The organism is Bacillus sp. SRB_331 (assembly GCF_003264175.1).
Lineage (GTDB): Bacteria > Bacillota > Bacilli > Bacillales > Bacillaceae_G > Bacillus_A > Bacillus_A mycoides.
Genome location: NZ_NADV01000029.1, coordinates 94,844 through 113,411, shown reverse-complemented (window position 1 = coordinate 113,411; position 18,568 = coordinate 94,844). Strand labels below are relative to the sequence as shown.

Genomic DNA, 18,568 nt, shown 5'->3' with positions numbered 1-18,568 from the left:
ATCCCTAAATGAATTAGTTCCTTGCGCAGCTCCAAGTCTTTTTTCATTAAGATTTTCACCTCTCCTTCTCAGCTACCGGAGCTCTCTGTACGTATTCATTCTTAACTACTCTTCTCTTCAATGCCATTTTGAATATTAGTTTTTACATATGATAATTTATAACGTATATATTGTCAAATTTTTCTGAATGAAAATTAATAACACATATTTTCTCTATCTAAAAAATGCATTATTCCTTCAAGTTGAATGTTGTGACTACATCATCACACCATTATGTCACTTTCGGTTTCTCTTTAAATCGCTTATACTTTTCACTCCCTTCATATACTCGCAATACATTTTCACATAAAACATCATATACTTCTTCCTCCTCATAGTTATATGCTATTTTCGAGCAATGTGAGAAGGCTTTCGTTTTTTCACAGTACATCTTTTTTATGCCAATCCAACAAAAGGTTTACCTATATTTTTATCGAACTTTATATGTATCTTTAATGAATTGAGGTCAATCACTATGAACAGAATCGATTACATAAGACAAGAAGAGAAAAAGTATCACGATCTTTGCTATGAACAATATAAATTATTCGAAGCAGGATCTTGGCTGTATAAACCTGTTAAAACAGTTATGGGCATGCTGAACTATTTTGAAGGACAGAAAGACCTACAAATACTTGACCTTGGCTCTGGTGTCGGTAGAAACAGTATTCCGATTGCACAAAAAATTATGAATAGTGGCGGCACTGTTACTTGTGTTGATCTACTTGATTCGGCTTTAATGAAGTTACAAGTTTATAGCAAAGAATATGGTATATTTGAATACATAAAAACGGAACAAGCAGCAATTGAAGACTACTATATTGCTCCTAATACTTATGACTACATCGTTGCAGTATCAAGTTTAGAACATGTTAGATCAATAGACGATTTTAAAAAAGTGCTTCACACTATGAAAAAGGGGACAAAGAGTGGCGGTATCAATTGTTTAATCGTTCACTCTAACATTCAAGAAATAGATTTAGAAACAGGAGAAGAATTAGATGCTTTAATTGAAATTAACCTTTCTACGGAAGGAATGATACGTACACTAAAAAGCGTTTATAACGAATGGAAAGAAGTAAAAGTTGAAATAAAAAATTTAGCGTATGATATTGTACGAAACGGTAAACACATTCAATTAAATACGAATGCGATTACTTTTGTCGTGCAAAAATTGTAGTTTATATGAGTGGTGACAATTTTTATTTTTTATAGTCACCACTCGTATATTTATGTAAATATCATTCCATCGTAATTACAATTTTCCCTCTAACATGCTGACTTTCACTTAAAATATGAGCTTCTCTAATTCCTTCTTCATTAAACGGAACAACCTTACTGATGATAGGTTTAATTTTTCCATGCTCAATCAAAACAGATAATTCGTCCAATTGCTTCCCGCTTGGTTTCAACCATAAAAACCCTGATTTTATGCCCTTTACTTCATGACGTGGTTCATGAACGATAGAAACTAGAACACCACCAGATTTAATAATTTGAAAACTTTTTTCTTGTACTTCTCCGCCGATTGTATCTAACACAATATCATAATCTGATAGTAGCTCTTCAAATTTATCTTTTTTATAATCAATAACAAGGTCAGCTCCTAAATACTTTAAAAACTCTTCATTTTTACTACTTGCAGTTGTTGCGACAAAGGCCCCAAATGATTTTGCGATTTGAATTGCAAAACTCCCTACTCCGCCCGCTCCAGCATGAATTAATACTCGGTCATTTTCTTTTATTTGTGCGTAATCAACAAGACTTTGCCAAGCTGTTAGTCCTGCAAGAGGTATAGATGCTGCTTCTTCAAAATTAAGATTATTAGGCATTTGCGCTACTAAATTTGATTTCACTGTAATGTATTCAGAATAAGAACCTTTCCCTATATTTTCAGGTTTCGTAAACACTTTATCTCCTATTTTAAAATGATTCACATCTTCTCCAACTTCTTCAACTATTCCAGCAACATCTAATCCTAATGTAATTGGAAATGAAAATCGCAACTTTTCTTGTAAGTCTCCCTTTCTTATTTTCCAATCAACAGGATTGACAGATGTTGCGTGTATACGTATTAATACTTCATTACATTTAACAACTGGTTTTGGAACTTGTCTTTCTTGTAATTCTTCAACACTACCATATTGATCAATAACAATTGATTTCATTTCCTCTCCCCCTTGCTGTTTATTTTAATAACAAACAATTATTTTTCAAAATTTTTCGCCTTGAATGAAAATAAATATATTTGGAGGTGATATTTATGCTACTCTACTAATTAAGCATCATGAGTGCAAAAAACATTTATTTCACTTAAATACAATCTAATTTACGCCTAAGAAACACCCAAAGTTATATTTCTCTTTATTTATTAATGACCTTTAAATGAAACGGAGAGTGTGCTATGAGTGAACAAGTTTTCAAAGTAAACGGTATTGATATATGTACAGAAAGCTTTGGAAATCCTAATAACCCAGCAATATTATTAATTATGGGAGCTACGTGTTCGATGGTTTATTGGGATGAAGAATTTTGTGAAAGGTTGGCTAGCACTGGAAGGTTTGTCATTCGCTATGATAACCGTGATGTTGGGCGTTCTGTTACATATGAGCCTGGGACTTCCAATTACACTGTAGCAGATATGGCTGAAGATGCAATCGGAGTACTCGATGCGTATCATATTGACAAGGCACACCTTTTTGGCATGTCATTAGGAGGTATGATTGCTCAAATTGCTGCAGTAAAACACCCAGAAAGAATTTTGACCTTAACATTACTAGCAACAAGCGTTATTGGATCTGATAACAATACTCGTGATTTGCCTCCAATGGATGAAAGAATTTTGACACATCATGCTAATGGTGCAAATTTAGATTGGACAAATAAAGATGTTATAGCGAAATATTTAATTACAGGATCACGTCTACTCTGTGGATCAAAGCGTATATTTGATGAAGCAAGAACTTTAAAACAAGTAAAGCAAGAAATAGAACGTGCTAACAATCTATTAAGTATGTTTAATCACGCCCTCCTTACAGGTGATGATTCTTATGAAGGTATACTAAAGTCGTTACTAGTACCTACTTTAGTAATTCATGGTACGGACGATACAGCTCTTCCACTTGAACATGGACTCGCACTTATTGATGAAATTCCGAACTCAAAGCTATTACCCCTTGAAGGTACAGGACATGAGAATCATCCCGATGACTGGGATAAAATTATTAAAGCAGTTTCAGAACATATATCCCGTATAAGATAAGAACAACTATTAGAAGGGGCACAAATTGTTTTGCCCCTTCTATTTATCCCGCTATTTGTGGGCAGTAAAACTCCCACCTCAAAATTCAGCTGAAGCAAAGAAATTAGGTGGGAGATAAACTGCCCGTAAACGCCCGATTGGTGAAGGCTAATAATCAGTGGGGGATGAACAAAACCCCACTGATTATAGTTTCACTTTATAAAGATTACGATACAATATCAAAAACCCATCACTGCATTCGTATGTATAGTGATGGGCTCTACCTATATTTTTCTATGCTTAAAAAAATGGACAATCTAACTGGTCAACAGATTCCCACGATTTTTTTTTTACATTTTCGGTGGATTTACTATTTTCTAGTGGTACGTGTTTAAATGGATTCATTTCAACTTTTAATAGAGATGATGGTTCTATATATAAAGAAAAAACATGGCTACTTGGCAAGGTTTTTGATACATCAATATCTCCTACTTGTTTAAATAATTGCTGGGCCGCAAAGAAAAAGAAATTAGTTGGATTAGATTGTTTATTAAGCCAAGCAATCATTTCAGGCGATACTGATTTATTAATATTAATTTTCACTCGATCACCACGTTTATATCGCCTAGATCGCATACTTCCACCAACTAACTTATCGTTAAGTTTGTAAACCCTAACTCTTTTTGCTTATGCTCTCTATATTTTGGCGAGCATGTATATACTAATAACCCACGAGCATTGGTGAATAACGGGTTATCTACAAAGATCACATTTTTCAAGCGTCCTTTTTGTTTCAAAATCATTTTTAAGCTATTTTTAATAATAACTGCGCCCCCACCATAAATAAATACATATGGATCGTCTTTCATATCATCAATTTTGTTAATAATATCCGTTGCGACACGTGCTGCTAAACCTAAAAATGCTGGCTGCGATTCCTCAACTAACAATGCATTTCTTGGGTGCTTTTCATTTAAATAAATTTGGTTAAATTCTGTAATGCTATCAATTGTTTTCGTAGGATATTTCCGATTCCATCTCGTAATAATTTGTAGTAACGTTTCTTTTACACCGTACGATAATCCTTTACTTAATTGCGGACGGAAATTTACCCCTAATGAAACAACTTCTTCCGTTGTCCCCGCGCCAATATCAAAAGACAATAAAGTTTTATCTACAAAATCAATTTCTGAAACTTGATTTTGTTCACATTCTATTTTATGTTTCACAACATTTCCTTCCTCATCATATACAATCCCCCACGTCCCAGAAGCTCCTTCAGGTAGACATTTACAAAACTCAATAGAAACATTAATCGTAACATCGCGTCCATTTGGATAATGGAATATGACCTTGTGATTACCCATATACCGTTTCGCATTTTCAGCAGCAATTTCCTGTGTAATAAGTTGCATTGGAAGAGCAACAGATAAATCATAACGAATATTAATATGACTTGAAGTAGGGCTTTGACGCATAGCACTTATCGCTAAACCTGAAAGGATTGTAATGACCATTAACTCATCAGTAGATTTATTTGATTTTTTCTCCACTTCAGTACCTTTTAATTGATCTTGAATCACTTTTTCTCCAACGATGTATCGTACATTATTTAACATTAGCGATGGAGAACTAATGGTCACATCAATGTGATTCTCTAATTCTGACGATGAAACTTCACCCTCATCTAACAACCCCGTAGACTCACCTATATATAAGGAATAAATACTCGGAATAAAAATAGGTTCCTGCCCTTTCACCATTAACTTCAAACCATTATTTCCTGCATCTGCACCAGCTTTTAAAAGAATAGACATAACTACCCCCTAAATTAATCTGACATCCCTTCCAAATATATGCGAGCCCATTCTTTTACATTCAAATGTAATGTAATTTTTTCTTCATCCTTTAAACAAAATATCATAAACATTCACTTCATATGTAAAAAACGTTTGACATAAAACTTTTCCAATTTTATACTATGGATGTAAAGAGTTTTTTACAAAAGTGGAGGTGCAATTATATATTGAATACTAAAAAAATTATTTTTGTAATCATAACTTTATCTTTAATCGCTATACTTGTACATGGCACATACAAATACATAACTGAAGGTTCAATTTTTGGTGGGACAATTTTCGCTGCTTCTTTAATACTTAGTAATTTAATTAATCATATTACATGGGGAGATCCAAACGGAGTATCGAAAGAAAGTCAAGATGAGATGGGACAACAAATTACATATAAAAGCTTTAAAATCGCATATTTTGTGCTTGTAGGTGTTATGTTCCTTATATTACTCTGCTCGGAAGGATTTTCTATGGGTTCCAATTTGGATGGTGTAAAAAACCTTCCACTCTTTATTGCACTCTGTTCTTCCTTTCTTATTTTCCCTATTGTTGAACTCATTGTCGCCAAACAATATAAATAAAAAAAGTGGTTTTCTAAATGCAGAAAACCACTTTTTTATGTTTAAATACCTTCTGCTATTGCTTTCAGCTTATTCACAGTCCGCCAGTTCCTTACTGTAGCTGGCGTATGTAATTTTTGAAACTGGTTCATTAGTTTAGAATTACGAATGCTTTTTTTGAAAAATAAATACACTACTCTTCCTTCGATATGGCAATCTTCTATGTCACTTTTGTACATAAGTAACCGCTTATTGTCTTCTTCAGAAAGTGGATTAGCTAAAAAGGCCACATGTACACTTTCTCCTTCTAATAACGAATGGGTCTCGTAAGGACACTTTTTAATAATATTAATAAATTCATCATTTGCTCGTAACATGACTGGAACATTGAAATCAAAAACGTTCTTAATTTCACATTCAATTCGTTCCTTTAAAAAACTTATCTCTTCTTCTGACTCAAACACTACATTTCCACTTTGAATATATGTTTTCACTCTTTTTAACCCTATTGATTCAAACATTATTTTCAAATCTGCCATTTTGATTACTTTATGTCCACCTACATTAATTCCCCGTAGTAGTGCAATATAAATTGTCATATGATTACCCCTCACGTATTTAAATGCTTAACAATCGAATTGTTTTGCACCTTCATGCTTCTCGAATACTTACTTTAATACATCTAACATATCATGTACGGAAAATATCTCAAATTAAAAAACTTACTACATGATTTTTTTCAAGAGTAAGCTTTGTTATCTCATTATCTCCTTATAGGTATAAATGTAATATGAATTGTTGTCCAATTGGTCCCATTCTTCTAAACCCTTTATCTTGAAATCCAACTTTCTCATATAACTTTTGTGCCGGAATGTTTTTTTCATTTACAGCAAGAATCACTTCATTTTTTACTGGATAATAATATTTTACAAAGTCTTGTAATAACGCCAATGATTTTTTAGCATATCCCTTATTTTGTTTATTGTGATTAACGGAAAAAGAAGTTAAAAGTATGGCATCCTTATTTTCTGTAAACTCCTGTACCCTATCACCTGTTTGTAATATAAATACACCGACAGGTACTCCGTTATAGTCTAAAATAACAACTACATTTTTCGTTCGATCATTTTTCGCTTTCTCCAGTAATTCACCTGGATTCGCCGTAAATTGAACTTGTTCACTTGGTAAAGTAAATGATTGTATTATCTCTTTATACTGCTCCTTATATGGAACTAATTGTATTTCCCCTGTATGTATGTTCATGTTTAACTCTCCCACTCCTTCAAGTTATTAACTTAAACCTTGCTGTGTTTTAGAATGCACTTTTCCATCCAAAAATGTAATTTCAGCAAATGATTTTGGATCGTTTCCTTTCCAAGCAAAAATTTGCTTAATTCGTGTAGAATGTTCTTCTCCTTCTTCTATGAGTAAATCCCCTTCAAAACCGATTAAATCTTTCACTTCTAAATAAGTCATTCCTTCATTAATATTTGAGAAATGATTTATATTAATGGTCTCTTGCTTTTTATTTTCCGTTATAGTAGAAGACATAGCTGTTTTCTTCTTCACTTCTTTCTTCTGGTCACACGCTGTCATACTAAAACCTATGCATAAACTACCTAATATGAGTGCGCTTTTTTTCATCATAACGGTTGTCCCTCCCCTCATTATTAAACCATATATTCCCTTAAAAATAAACTGAATATTTAATCTTACAGAAAAACCCCGTACAATTTAGTACGGGGTTTTCACTATTTTTTCAAATGGTTATTTGACTGATCTTCTTGTTCTTTTCGTAGTTCTTGTTCTTCATCTTTTGGTAATTGTTTATCATTATCTTTAATCGGATTCGTTTCTCTATTTTCAATCATATCATTTGGAACTTGCGGCATTACTCGCCCAACAATTGCTGCTAATTCATCAAGTATGCCTTCACCAGTTTTACCTTTTTTAATTTGCTTGCCTATTTGTTTTAGTCTTTCATACGTATCAACATCTGCTACAACGACTGCATTTGCACCGTTTGGGTCATTCTTCAAACTCTCTGCAACAGAATACTTAATTGACTCAACGCGAGTTCGATCAAGTTTCGCTTTCACATCAATACCTACAACAGCATACTTCCCAACTACTACTGCTGTCGCATCGTTTACACCAGGTATACTTGCAGCTAAAGATGCCAGATGATCAGCTGCTTTTTCATTTGGCTTATTTGATTTATTTGTATACGTAACATTTTTCATCGAGACATTTTTTTGTTCTGGCTTTTCATTAGGATTGTCTTTTTTTCCAATGCTACATCCAGTAATAACGAAACAAAGCATTAACATATATATAATGATTTTCATTATTTTCACCACTTTATCATTGATGTTTAATCATAAATTTTCTCAACAGCTTGCATCTTCTTCACTTTTTCTTCTGCACCGCTATTTGCGTTAATGAAAATTTGGTACGTATCTTTCCCTAAAGTACCAATATATTCATAACAAAGTACTTCATTATGCAAGTCGTTTACTACTACAGCTTTACGTTCTTCCATAACTTTTACATCGGGGTTAATTTTCTTTCTCGCCTCAGCAGCGGTTAGCTTCGCACTCGGAATCGTTCGTTTTTGATGTGATGCTAAATATTCCTTTGCGGAAAAACCAACAATCGACCCATCATCTAAAGCAATTTTCATTTGGATTGCTTCTGGATAAATACGCACTCCATTTTCATTTACAACGTACGTAAACACACCGATATTATCATATTGAGAACTATCAAACAGCTCCATATTTGTAAACTTGTGATCCTTTAAAAATGTTAATCCTTTACTTCCTGCATCATTTAAACTGATTTTTTGCTCTTTAATTTCTCGGTTGTTCATTACCCAAATTGGATATCCACCTTTTCCGGTAATATCCATATAATACTCATTGTTCGTTGCTGGATCTTGAATTTTCACACTGTAGAATGATTCTTTTGCACCTTTTCCACTTTTCTCAACTTCTACTTTTTCATTCCCTTTTAAGTTTAAAAATGATTTCGCGATTTTTTCCGCTTCCGCTTTCGAAATCGCCTTTCCTTTTGCTTCAAATCCGCCTTTTTTATTCTTTTGTGCACTTGTAAAAGTCGGTCCAAAGTTTGTGGACGAGTATGATGTTACATTCTTTTCTACCGTCTTTAATCCATCGATAATTGTGTTATCTGCTGGATCTTGGTTTGACGCAAGAGCCATTTCTACATCCATCCAGCGAAGATTATTTTTCAATACAAGATGCTGCACTTTTCTCAGTTCATCTTGTATATTTGCTGCATTTGAATATAAACCTTGTAACGTTTTATATTCTTGATCATTTAACGGATCTTTTTCTAAATCACGAACCGCTGCACGATAACTAAAATCACCGATATTCGCAAGGAACTCTTCCGTTTTATTAAATGGCATTAATGTTAAAGGTAATTGTCCTACATCAGAACGAGCCTCTGATGTTAAACGCCATACATCTACTAAAGCTGGCGATAATGAGGAACGTGAATTCATCGCCAGTGTTGTTCCAATTTTATCGTGTAATAAATCAACTTCATATGCTAAATCATGAAACGCACGCTGATAACTATTTTCCGCTCGAATTAATACTGCATTTTTCTCTTGATGCTCTTTATAGCCCCAATACCCTGTTCCGACTACACCTACTGTTAACAATACGATGATAATACCTCGTAACATGTTTCCACCTCCGCTCTATTTACAGAAAATATGCTTACCAATTTTTTTAATTTGCGGACGAGTCCAAATCCATTTACTTGTCGCAGTATCTGGGTTGAAATAATATAATGCATTCCCAGTTGGGTCCCATCCATTGATCGCATCTAATACGGCTTTTTTCGCATTTTCATTTGGCGTTAAATATATTTGTCCATCTGCTACTGCTGTAAATGCTCTCGGCTCAAAGATTACTCCTGAAACAGTATTTGGAAATGATGCACTTGTGACACGGTTTAAAATAACCGCAGCTACTGCAACTTGTCCTAAATACGGCTCACCACGGGATTCTCCGTATACAGCGTTTGCCATTAACTGAATGTCATTTTGAGAATAACCGTTTGGAACATTTGTCCCTGTACTTTTTGGCGGCTTATTTTCCTGTGTACCTCCACCACTGTTCCCTTTATTAGTTGTAGTATCTTTATTAGCGGTCGACTTATCATACTTCGTTGCCTTTACAAGCATTTGCTTCGTTTTAGCACCCGCTAAACCATCAACTGGCAATCCGAATTTTTGCTGAAAGTTTCGAAGCGCCCAATATGTACCCCATCCGAAAACACCATCAACTTTCCCCGTATAAAATCCGTTATATTTCAAACGAGTTTGCAGTTCAATGACATCTTCTCCAGATGCCCCTCTTTGAATCACTTGATTAGAAAAGGCTTCCACATTTTTGGTCTGTATACTACTTACCATTAAAGATAGCCCGATAAAGACAAGCAAAATCGCTATCTTAAAAACAGCTTTTTGACGCATGTATTTCCCTCCTTAATTACGGAAATGATTTCATGGTTATGTTTTGTAAAACCCTCGCTTTTATGTAAAGAAGACAAAAAAATCCAAACTTATATGCTTGAAGAAATATGTAAACAATATACAAAAAGAATAAAAGGAGCTTATTATGAAGCGATTCTTCTTACGTACAGCATTTATATTTTTTTTAATAACAACATGTTCAAATATACATACCGATCCATCTATTGTTCACGCACAGCCGCCATATGCAAAATGGGGTAAACTAGCCGTTCAAAAAACGAAAGAACAATATCCGAAAGCTGAGATTATCGATTACCTTCATATAGGTAGACAACCAAAAACTGTTCAAATAACAGTTGAAAAGTTTAAATTATGGCTACGTGAGGGTGGAAAAGAGTATGGTGTTTTTGTGGATGTAGAGTTTGATACGAAAACAGAGGAATTTTTAAAGATGTCCTTTCAGAAGACAAGTCGGTAAAACAAAAAACCTCCGTCTTTACATACAGACAGAGGTTTCTTTATGTACTTCTTCCTTAATAAGGAGGATTATTTTTTATATGCAAAGATCGATTCCCTAACATTTTTACTAATCCGCAAATAGCTCCAATAACAACGGATATCCCTATACTATATAAAAATACTCTCCCATATCCACCTATTCTCGGATCTAAAAACGGATATGGGTACCAATTCACGAATGGCCCGCGTATTAAGCTATAGACAACATATAAAAGCGGGAAAACAAGCCAACTCGCAGCCTGTTTCCATGTAATGGTCTTCGTAGGTGGATTTATAACCCAATCTAAAATCATCGCTAACGGCATGATGTAATGAAGCACAGTATTTACCCACGGTATCGGTGTTTGAAGTGACTCTTCTAATCCCCTTAATAACAGAAAATAAAAAAGTCCTGTTGTCAGTATGTATACTGTAGCTGCACCGCGAAGAAATCCAAACTGCTCGGAACGTCCAAATAGAGCTGTCCCCAAACTACTAAATAGTAGAATTACCGCAACTAAAATATTACTTTCAATTGTGAAGAAACTAAAAAAGTTAACTGGATTGAACGGTTTCACTTGTGCCCTTGTAACAAATTGAGTAATAAGTGCACTAAACGCTAGAAGACTTAATAACAGTCTATAAATCGCTATCATTTTTGCACTTCTCATAAAAAACCTCATTTCTCTACTTATTTATGATTGGAATTCTCTTTTATATGTTCTATAAATAACTTTAATGGTACGAGGCCACGTTTTGGCATGTGACTACTAATTACAGCTACGAGCTCTAACTGCGGAATGATAATAATGTATTGCCCTCCGTATCCCATAGCAAAATACATACAATACGGTATGTGAAATCTTTCGTTATTTAATACCCACCAGTGATATCCATATGCTCCGACATGTTCATACGTTTCGAATAGAGCTATATTTGATTCTTCTAACCATTTCGATGATACGATTTCATTACCCTTCCAATATCCATTGTGCAAACATACTTTTCCTAATTTTAATAAATCTATAGATTTCATTTTCATACCAAATCCGCCAACATATATACCTTGCGGGTCTTGTTGCCACTCATACTCCGTAATGTTTAACGGCTCAAATAAATACTTTTTCGCGAACTGCTCCGTCGACATTCCAGTTGCTTGTTGAATGATGTAACTAAGTAAGTGAGAAGAACCTGAATTATAATTCATTTTCGTACCCATTTCTTCAATAAGCGGCTTTTCTAAAATGTATTGCACCCAATTGTCTGATTCCACAAAATCATTTGGGAAAACAACCCCATTTCCGAACTCTTTCCAATCTTCTCCTGTTGTCATCGTTAATAAATGATACAGCGTTAGTTCCCTCTTTTCCTCCGGCACATTTGGAATCCATGTTGTGATTGGTGTATGTATATTATTTATAAATCCTTTATCAATTGCGATACCAATTAATATAGATACGATACTTTTTGTAATCGAATTAATTTTAAATAATTCATTTGCACAGTCTATCGTTTTATAGTACTCAGTCGTTAATTCCCCCTTTTGATAAACAAGAAATGTATTAACCTTTTTCTTTTCAAATTTATTTTGTAATTGCTCGAAATTCAAGAAATCTTCCTCCATCTAAATGGTTATGTAATATTTGTAGTTCATCTCGTTCTCTCTATTAAATCATATTTGTTATTAAAACAAAAAATAAACTTGCCAGCATTTAATAGCTGACAAGTTTATTTTTATAATTTCGTTCGAACGTTCCAAAGCTCTGGGAAGAAGCATTGATCAAGCACTCGCTTTAAATAAGATACGCCAGAAGAGCCACCTGTTCCCATTTTATGACCAATAATTCGTTCTACCGTTTTCATATGACGGAAACGCCATTGTTGTAGCCAGTCTTCAATATCGATTAATTTCTCTGCAAGCTGATATAAATCCCAATATTTCTGCACGTCCGCATATACTTCTATCCAAGCCGCTTCTACAGTTGCATCCTCTTCGTAAGGCTGCGTAATATCACGATTTAACACATCTTTATGAATTGGGAATCCTTCTTTAACAAGCGCTTGTATCGCCACATCATACAAACTTGGTGCATGAAGTGCTTTATGAAGACGAGCATGTAATTCTGGGTCCTTTTCATAAATCTTTAATGCATGTGGTGTTTTATAACCAAGTGCATATTCAATCATTCGATATTGATACGATTGAAAACCTGAAGCCTGACCAAGTGAATCACGAAACTCAATATATTCTGATGGCGTTAATGTCGCAAGAATATCCCAAGATTGAATAATTTGCGACTGAATTTTTGATACACGTGCTAACATTTTAAAAGCTGGTGGTAATTTATCTTGTTTAATAGATTCAATTGCAGCATTCAATTCATGTAAAATTAGTTTCATCCAAAGCTCACTCGCTTGGTGGATAACGATAAATAACATTTCATCATGATGATCTGATAATCTTTGTTGACTAGATAATAAGCTATCTAGCTGTAAATACTCTCCGTACGTCATATTCTCCTTAAAATCCGTATGAATCCCTTTTTCCATAATTACCTTTTCATTTTCTTTCATATTAGCCAAACGCCCCTTTGTGTTCATTTCTACTTATATTGGTCTAATAACAGCTCGAACTGGACTCCCATCCGCATCTGTTAATGCAAGTGGTAATGCAATAAGTTCGTAATCGCCGTCTACTACGTGATCGAGTAGGACATTTTCTAAAATGTGAATTCCATGTTTAAATAATTGATGATGTGCTGCTAGTTCTTTATCATCTAAAGGATCAACAGATGGTACGTCCACCCCGATTAAACGAATTCCCTTTTCAGAAAGAAAGGCTGCAATATCTGTGCGTAAATGCGGGATTACATCTGGGAATTCATTTGCTTTACCATGTGAAGATGTACGTAATAACAATCGTTCTACACCTTCTAAATGAAAGTTTTCTAATTCCTTTTTCCCGATGCTTTCAAGATTAGAAACGTCAATGATTCGCGCTGGGCCAACATAAACTTGAATATCTAAATCCAACACTTTCTTACCGTCATTATCAAAATGAAAAGGTGCATCAATATGAGTACCTGTATGGATACTCATCGTTAACTTTCCGACATTTACTGAACCACTGTTTTCTTTTGACCATGAAACTTCATACGAGAACGGTGTATCCCCTGGCCATGTCGCGATATCATTATTTAGCGGTTGTGAAATATCAATCCACTGCGATATTTTCATGCTTACGCCACAACCTCTCGCTTATTTTCAAAGTTTTTATATTCGTCATTTTTCATAATTTTCTTTAAAATCTGTACAGAGTTCCATACTTCCTCATACGTATTGTATAAAGCAACAGGCGCAAGTCTAACTCCATTTGGAGCTCTAAAGTCTGGAATAACCCCATTTGCTTTTAACGCTTTACAAATACGCGCCGCCTCAGCATGTTCTAAATAAATATGCCCGCCTCGTTTTTCATCCTCTAATGGATTTCCAATTGTAAATTCAAAGCCTTTTAATTCATGTTCAATTAAATCAAGCATATATCTCGTAATATGTAATGATTTTTCACGTAACTTCTCAATACCAGCTTCTTTAAAAATTTCAAGAGAACCGATTAATGGTGCAGTACTTAATACGTGAGGTGTCCCTATCTGATAAGCTCCAGCATGGTCAGCCGCAGTTAATGAATGCTCCATATCAAATTGCTTATCTTTTCTAGAACTAAACCAACCAGATAATCCTGGGAGTCTATTAAAGTGTTTATTATTTACATAAAGGCCTGCAACACCACCAGGACCTGCATTTAAATATTTATAATTACACCATACAGCGAAATCTACATCCCACTCTTTAAAATGATGCGGAATGGAGCCGATTGAATGACATAAATCAAAACCGATATGAATACCACGTTTATGAGCTTCAGCTGTTAATCGCTTCATATCAAGAATTTGTCCACTCCTATATAGTACAGAAGGCAATAATATTAAAGCGATATCATCGGTCATCGCATGAATAATATCATCTTCAGAAAGTGTTCTTCCATCTCGACTTTTCACTCGTACTAAATGTTCATCTGGATCTAAGCCTTTTAAACGAATTTGACTCTGAAGTGCATAAATATCTGACGGAAAAGTTAATTCATCCGCAAGAATTTTTGTTCGTATTCCTTTTGGCTCATAAAACGTCGCAATAACTTGATGTATATTCGCAGTCGTGGAACCGGTTACAATCGTTTCTTCCGGTAAAGATCCAATAAGAGGTGCTGTCAATTCACCCAATTTCTCCGAAAGGAAAAACCATGGATGCTCACCTTCAGTCCATCCATCAATCCCAAACTCTTTCCATGAATCTAGCAAGGTAAGTAACGATTTCTCTGCTCTTTTTGAAAGCAACCCTAAAGAGTTACCATCTAAATATATTGTTCCTTCTTTTTTATAAAATTCAGATTGAAAATCTTTCAGTTCATCATGTTTATCACATTCAAGCGCATACTCATAAGTTGGTTGAAATGGTTCTTTATACATGGTGTCACCTTCTTTTAATTTTCTTTTTATTCTAACTAATTGAAATATATCACTTAAATTGATATAACGTCAATGATATTATGTCAGTTGACTTTATATACAAACTTCTTTTACAATATAATTATATTTTCAGATATTTCAGTATAAAGAGGTGATTCCTTGAAAAATTCTACTCTTTCAACAAGAAAACACCGCTCCTTAGAAACAAAAAAGAAACTATTACATTCCGGTTATACTATGTTTATAAAAAACGGATTTCAGAAAACTACAATCACGCAAATTATTAAACATGCAGAAACTGGTTATGGAACAGCATATGTATATTTTAAAAACAAAGATGCTCTCCTCGTCGTTTTGATGGAAGATGTTATGAATCGCTTTTATGATATTGCTGATCGCTCTTTTTCCCCTCAAACAAAGGTCGAAGCACGAGATATGATTCAGAATCAAGTGCGCGCTTTTTTACAGTTAGCACAAGAAGAAAGAGCTATATTACAAGTTGTTGAAGAAGCAATAAGAACCTCAAAAGAAATACGTCAAAAATGGGATGAGATTCGCGAACGCTTTGTAACACGGATTATACAAGACATTACCCATTCCCAGGAAAATGAATTAGTACGAACTGAGTTAAATAAAGAGATTGTCGCATGCGGCTGGTTCTCTATGAATGAAACGTTTCTTTGGACAATCGTGCAAAATGATAAAGAACTAGAATTAGAAGAAATTGTACATACTTTAACGGTAATGTATACGACGGGGTTATATAAATAGCACATTATAACTTCAAAAAACCGTTACTCAATATGCTTAGTAACGGTTTATTTAAAATATTTTATTAACGATACAATAATACAAAAAAGTGATGTAAGTAATAGCAAAAGCCCCATATTCTTATTCTCTATTTCATCCTTCTTAACGTTGTGTATCCCCATACCGGCAAGCATAAAACCTAAAAGTAATTGTAAAATGAGCATACTTTGCTTCGAATCATCATTCCAACTGTAAATAGAATAGCCCATTATAATAAAAGCGAGTATGAATGTGATAATTCTAATCATAAAAACACCCCCTGTGTGATTCTATTGTTTTAACCTACTCACCATTCCAACAATAAACTTATACTCAGCTCTACTTTTTCTTACTTTCTTAAAGCCCTCTTTCGTATCAAAAATAAAACACGTTTTCCGAAACCAAATCCGTACATATAAAGACTCAAAATAAATTGGTTTAATAATTCCTCGTTCCTCGAATTCAGTTCCATCTTTATTTTCGGTTTCCGTTCGAATGAACCACCTATTCCCGATTCCAATTTCAATATACTTCACATGCTAACCCCCTTCAGGAAATCTTCTTTCTAATTATTCTATTATTTCCCTGGCAAGCGCACATTCCGACAGAACGTGAGCCCATAAAGAAAAAGTAGATTACAAAAATCTACTTTTATAGCCTGAATTTTTGCATACGTTTATAAAATGTACTGCGTGGCACATCTAATAGTTTTGCAGCTAACGAAACATTTCCATTCGTCTTTTCTAGCGCTTCAATCATGCTATCACGCTGTATTTTTTCACGGAAATTTAATGTATGCTCTGTTTTATTTTCTGCTTGCAATTCAAGTTGATGTTGATTTCCCATCATTGTTTGTAATAAAAAAGAGATTTGTTTTTCGCATATTTCCCGTCCTTGCGACAAAATGTATATGCGTTCTAATACATTTAATAATTCTCGAATATTTCCGGGCCATGTATGCTGTGAAAATTGATTACAAATACTCTTTGGAAATACAACATTCCAATCCTTTCGTTCACAAAAATGTTGTATGAAGTACGGAATATCCTCTTTTCTTTCTATTAACGACGGAACATATAGCGGATAAACATGTAAACGATAATATAAATCTTGACGGAATTTCCCTTCTTCTACTAATCGTAGTAAATCTTTATGTGTCGCAGTAATAATACGAATATTTACTGGTACCTCTTTTGAACTACCAATTGGGGTTACTGTTCGTTCTTGCAAAACACGCAATAATGCCACTTGCATCTCTGGCGGCACGTCACCAATTTCATCTAAAAATATTGTTCCTCCGTCTGCTTGTTCGAATTTCCCTTTATATCCTTGGCGCCGCGCACCTGTAAATGCACCTTCAGCATAACCGAATAATTCACTTTCCATTAATTCTTTCGGTAATGAACCGCAGTTAACAGCTATAAAAGGACCATTTTTTCTTGGACTATTTTCATGAATCGCTCTCGCTACATATTCTTTCCCTACACCTGTTTCACCACATACATATACACTAGCGTCAGTTGGTGAAACAAGCTTAATTTCTTCTAAAGTATGTTGAAATACGCTGCTTGTCCCAATAACTCCAGGGAAAGTAATTCCGTTTATAAACGGGTAAGTAGAAAATAAATTTTCTTGTTTATTTTCCTTTAAGTAAATACATTTCCCAATCATTCTATCATTACTATATACCGGTACCTCTAATTTAGGTTTCAATCCATTGTGCATTAAATCTTCAAGTTTCATTCGTGACCAATTACATACTCGTTCACGAACCCTCTTGCTCGCAGAAACGATAACATCACGATGGTTACAAATAACAACTTGTTCATCACTGTCAATTACATCTAAAAAACGATGGATTAAATGCAGTTCATTTTGATGTACTCGAATACCACATTCACGTTCAATCGCATGCGCGATCGAAGTTACCATTCCAAGCATATATGGATGTGAAAACTCAATTGGACAGGAGAAATCTAGAACACCAATTAATTTCCCATCATCATTATGAATCGGAGAGGCCGCACAGCTCCAGCTATGAGATGCGACAGAATAATGCTCTGTACCACTTATCATAATAGCCTCTTCAATCTCTAACGCTGTTCCTATCGCATTTGTACCAACAGCTGCTTCCGTCCATTTCACACCTTCAATAAAATTAATATGTTTCGCTCGTTTCAACGTTTGCTGATTCCCACTTAATGATAGAACATAACCATTTGGATCAATTAATAATGCCATCATTTGCAGTTCATCAATGGTTTTTCTCATATTTTGTATTTGAGGTATTGCTATATCAAGGAAGATTTCACTCTTTTTCTTTTGATCCTGAAAAATATCAGAAGACAAAATTTTCTGACCTTTATTCATGTGAGGATTCACATTTGCTTGTTTACATCGATGCCATGACTCTGAAATTCTTTCGTTTATACGGTTCGAATCAAGGACTCCTTCATCAACAAACTTTTTCCATGTATGTAAGTAAAACGGTGAAGCTAACATTGTATCATCTCCCCTATTAATTGTTTTGGAGATTTATAAAACATACTTTTATT

At 34.4% G+C, this 18,568-nt stretch carries 22 protein-coding genes and 1 other annotated feature (1 of these 23 only partly in view); of the genes, 5 read left to right on the top strand and 17 right to left on the bottom strand.

Annotation, left to right across the window (positions count from 1 at the left end; all coding sequences use genetic code 11):
* Positions 1-130 (bottom strand) — a binding site (T-box leader) (it extends 127 nt beyond the left edge of the window).
* Positions 131-514: 384 nt separating this feature from the next.
* Entirely contained in the window at positions 515-1,219 is a 705-nt protein-coding gene (locus B5P42_RS18980; RefSeq protein ID WP_113734929.1) for a class I SAM-dependent methyltransferase, read from the top strand.
* Between the two features lie 61 nt (positions 1,220-1,280).
* On the opposite strand, the gene B5P42_RS18975 is transcribed toward B5P42_RS18980, so the two are convergent.
* The gene (locus B5P42_RS18975; protein WP_113734928.1) at positions 1,281-2,207 is read right to left on the bottom strand and encodes an NADP-dependent oxidoreductase; all 927 of its coding nucleotides are present in this window, start codon (positions 2,205-2,207) and stop codon (positions 1,281-1,283) included.
* A gap of 236 nt (positions 2,208-2,443) precedes the next feature.
* Here B5P42_RS18975 and mleBCA point away from each other — a divergent pair, with 236 nt between their 5' ends.
* The gene (gene mleBCA, locus B5P42_RS18970) at positions 2,444-3,301 is read left to right on the top strand and encodes a BCA family alpha/beta fold macrolide esterase (RefSeq protein ID WP_113734927.1); all 858 of its coding nucleotides are present in this window, start codon (positions 2,444-2,446) and stop codon (positions 3,299-3,301) included.
* Positions 3,302-3,580: 279 nt separating this feature from the next.
* On the opposite strand, the gene B5P42_RS18965 is transcribed toward mleBCA, so the two are convergent.
* Positions 3,581-3,916 (bottom strand): hypothetical protein, encoded by a 336-nt coding sequence (locus tag B5P42_RS18965; protein ID WP_002085171.1) that lies wholly within the window; start codon positions 3,914-3,916, stop codon positions 3,581-3,583.
* A gap of 11 nt (positions 3,917-3,927) precedes the next feature.
* Positions 3,928-5,097 carry a ParM/StbA family protein gene (locus B5P42_RS18960; protein ID WP_002013097.1) on the bottom strand — a complete coding sequence of 390 codons (1,170 nt, stop codon included), beginning with the start codon at positions 5,095-5,097 and terminating at the stop codon, positions 3,928-3,930.
* A 209-nt stretch (positions 5,098-5,306) separates the two neighbouring features.
* On the opposite strand from B5P42_RS18960, the gene B5P42_RS18955 reads away from it, so the two are divergent.
* Entirely contained in the window at positions 5,307-5,711 is a 405-nt protein-coding gene (locus tag B5P42_RS18955) for a hypothetical protein (RefSeq protein WP_002168244.1), read from the top strand.
* Between the two features lie 41 nt (positions 5,712-5,752).
* Here the strand turns inward: B5P42_RS18955 and B5P42_RS18950 are convergent, their stop codons facing one another.
* From B5P42_RS18950 to sleB, 6 genes are all read right to left on the bottom strand, one after another.
* Positions 5,753-6,289, bottom strand: coding sequence for a DUF1697 domain-containing protein (locus tag B5P42_RS18950; RefSeq protein ID WP_060751415.1), 537 nt, complete (start codon positions 6,287-6,289; stop codon positions 5,753-5,755).
* A gap of 172 nt (positions 6,290-6,461) precedes the next feature.
* Positions 6,462-6,953, bottom strand: coding sequence for a GNAT family N-acetyltransferase (locus tag B5P42_RS18945; protein WP_113734926.1), 492 nt, complete (start codon positions 6,951-6,953; stop codon positions 6,462-6,464).
* Between the two features lie 27 nt (positions 6,954-6,980).
* A complete protein-coding gene (locus tag B5P42_RS18940; RefSeq protein WP_002165674.1) occupies positions 6,981-7,337 on the bottom strand; it encodes a hypothetical protein in 357 nt (118 codons plus the stop codon).
* A 104-nt stretch (positions 7,338-7,441) separates the two neighbouring features.
* Complete coding sequence (locus B5P42_RS18935; protein WP_002085166.1) at positions 7,442-8,038, bottom strand: YhcN/YlaJ family sporulation lipoprotein; 597 nt, start codon at positions 8,036-8,038, stop codon at positions 7,442-7,444.
* Positions 8,039-8,064: 26 nt separating this feature from the next.
* Positions 8,065-9,405 (bottom strand): germination protein YpeB, encoded by a 1,341-nt coding sequence (gene ypeB, locus B5P42_RS18930; protein ID WP_002032722.1) that lies wholly within the window; start codon positions 9,403-9,405, stop codon positions 8,065-8,067.
* 15 nt (positions 9,406-9,420) lie between these two features.
* Positions 9,421-10,200, bottom strand: a complete 780-nt coding sequence (gene sleB, locus B5P42_RS18925) for a spore cortex-lytic enzyme (protein WP_002013086.1) — start codon at positions 10,198-10,200, stop codon at positions 9,421-9,423.
* Positions 10,201-10,345: 145 nt separating this feature from the next.
* On the opposite strand from sleB, the gene B5P42_RS18920 reads away from it, so the two are divergent.
* On the top strand, positions 10,346-10,678 hold the full coding sequence (locus tag B5P42_RS18920) for a DUF3889 domain-containing protein (RefSeq protein ID WP_113734925.1): 333 nt from the start codon (positions 10,346-10,348) through the stop codon (positions 10,676-10,678).
* A gap of 55 nt (positions 10,679-10,733) precedes the next feature.
* On the opposite strand, the gene B5P42_RS18915 is transcribed toward B5P42_RS18920, so the two are convergent.
* The 5 genes from B5P42_RS18915 to kynU form a co-directional block, all read right to left on the bottom strand.
* On the bottom strand, positions 10,734-11,369 hold the full coding sequence (locus B5P42_RS18915) for a Pr6Pr family membrane protein (protein WP_113734924.1): 636 nt from the start codon (positions 11,367-11,369) through the stop codon (positions 10,734-10,736).
* Between the two features lie 20 nt (positions 11,370-11,389).
* Positions 11,390-12,307: a serine hydrolase domain-containing protein gene (locus tag B5P42_RS18910; protein ID WP_113734923.1), complete on the bottom strand. Its 918-nt coding sequence runs from the start codon at positions 12,305-12,307 to the stop codon at positions 11,390-11,392.
* A 125-nt stretch (positions 12,308-12,432) separates the two neighbouring features.
* Positions 12,433-13,272: a tryptophan 2,3-dioxygenase gene (gene kynA / locus B5P42_RS18905; RefSeq protein ID WP_044444363.1), complete on the bottom strand. Its 840-nt coding sequence runs from the start codon at positions 13,270-13,272 to the stop codon at positions 12,433-12,435.
* A gap of 33 nt (positions 13,273-13,305) precedes the next feature.
* A complete protein-coding gene (gene kynB / locus B5P42_RS18900) occupies positions 13,306-13,935 on the bottom strand; it encodes an arylformamidase (RefSeq protein ID WP_113734922.1) in 630 nt (209 codons plus the stop codon).
* 2 nt (positions 13,936-13,937) lie between these two features.
* Entirely contained in the window at positions 13,938-15,224 is a 1,287-nt protein-coding gene (gene kynU, locus B5P42_RS18895; protein ID WP_107886815.1) for a kynureninase, read from the bottom strand.
* A gap of 159 nt (positions 15,225-15,383) precedes the next feature.
* Between kynU and B5P42_RS18890 the strand changes: the two genes are divergently transcribed.
* Complete coding sequence (locus tag B5P42_RS18890) at positions 15,384-15,995, top strand: TetR/AcrR family transcriptional regulator (RefSeq protein ID WP_016101297.1); 612 nt, start codon at positions 15,384-15,386, stop codon at positions 15,993-15,995.
* A gap of 47 nt (positions 15,996-16,042) precedes the next feature.
* Here B5P42_RS18890 and B5P42_RS18885 read toward each other — a convergent pair whose 3' ends face one another.
* The 3 genes from B5P42_RS18885 to B5P42_RS18875 form a co-directional block, all read right to left on the bottom strand.
* A complete protein-coding gene (locus B5P42_RS18885; protein ID WP_113734921.1) occupies positions 16,043-16,282 on the bottom strand; it encodes a DUF3953 domain-containing protein in 240 nt (79 codons plus the stop codon).
* A 21-nt stretch (positions 16,283-16,303) separates the two neighbouring features.
* Complete coding sequence (locus B5P42_RS18880) at positions 16,304-16,549, bottom strand: DUF3977 family protein (RefSeq protein WP_000873838.1); 246 nt, start codon at positions 16,547-16,549, stop codon at positions 16,304-16,306.
* Positions 16,550-16,664: 115 nt separating this feature from the next.
* A complete protein-coding gene (locus tag B5P42_RS18875; protein ID WP_113734920.1) occupies positions 16,665-18,515 on the bottom strand; it encodes a sigma-54-dependent Fis family transcriptional regulator in 1,851 nt (616 codons plus the stop codon).
* Positions 18,516-18,568 lie beyond the last annotated feature (53 nt).

Bases quoted from the DNA above. Each gene is read 5' to 3' on its own strand.
- B5P42_RS18875 (WP_113734920.1), bottom strand. From the start codon at position 18,515: ATGTTAGCTTCACCGTTTTACTTACATACATGGAAAAAGTTTGTTGAT.
- B5P42_RS18935 (WP_002085166.1), bottom strand. From the start codon at position 8,038: ATGAAAATCATTATATATATGTTAATGCTTTGTTTCGTTATTACTGGA.
- B5P42_RS18950 (WP_060751415.1), bottom strand. From the start codon at position 6,289: ATGACAATTTATATTGCACTACTACGGGGAATTAATGTAGGTGGACAT.
- B5P42_RS18980 (WP_113734929.1), top strand. From the start codon at position 515: ATGAACAGAATCGATTACATAAGACAAGAAGAGAAAAAGTATCACGAT.
- mleBCA (WP_113734927.1), top strand. From the start codon at position 2,444: ATGAGTGAACAAGTTTTCAAAGTAAACGGTATTGATATATGTACAGAA.
- B5P42_RS18920 (WP_113734925.1), top strand. From the start codon at position 10,346: ATGAAGCGATTCTTCTTACGTACAGCATTTATATTTTTTTTAATAACA.
- kynA (WP_044444363.1), bottom strand. From the start codon at position 13,272: ATGAAAGAAAATGAAAAGGTAATTATGGAAAAAGGGATTCATACGGAT.
- B5P42_RS18885 (WP_113734921.1), bottom strand. From the start codon at position 16,282: ATGATTAGAATTATCACATTCATACTCGCTTTTATTATAATGGGCTAT.
- B5P42_RS18965 (WP_002085171.1), bottom strand. From the start codon at position 3,916: ATGCGATCTAGGCGATATAAACGTGGTGATCGAGTGAAAATTAATATT.
- B5P42_RS18915 (WP_113734924.1), bottom strand. From the start codon at position 11,369: ATGAGAAGTGCAAAAATGATAGCGATTTATAGACTGTTATTAAGTCTT.
- ypeB (WP_002032722.1), bottom strand. From the start codon at position 9,405: ATGTTACGAGGTATTATCATCGTATTGTTAACAGTAGGTGTAGTCGGA.
- sleB (WP_002013086.1), bottom strand. From the start codon at position 10,200: ATGCGTCAAAAAGCTGTTTTTAAGATAGCGATTTTGCTTGTCTTTATC.
- B5P42_RS18960 (WP_002013097.1), bottom strand. From the start codon at position 5,097: ATGTCTATTCTTTTAAAAGCTGGTGCAGATGCAGGAAATAATGGTTTG.
- B5P42_RS18940 (WP_002165674.1), bottom strand. From the start codon at position 7,337: ATGATGAAAAAAAGCGCACTCATATTAGGTAGTTTATGCATAGGTTTT.
- B5P42_RS18945 (WP_113734926.1), bottom strand. From the start codon at position 6,953: ATGAACATACATACAGGGGAAATACAATTAGTTCCATATAAGGAGCAG.
- B5P42_RS18975 (WP_113734928.1), bottom strand. From the start codon at position 2,207: ATGAAATCAATTGTTATTGATCAATATGGTAGTGTTGAAGAATTACAA.
- kynB (WP_113734922.1), bottom strand. From the start codon at position 13,935: ATGAAAATATCGCAGTGGATTGATATTTCACAACCGCTAAATAATGAT.
- kynU (WP_107886815.1), bottom strand. From the start codon at position 15,224: ATGTATAAAGAACCATTTCAACCAACTTATGAGTATGCGCTTGAATGT.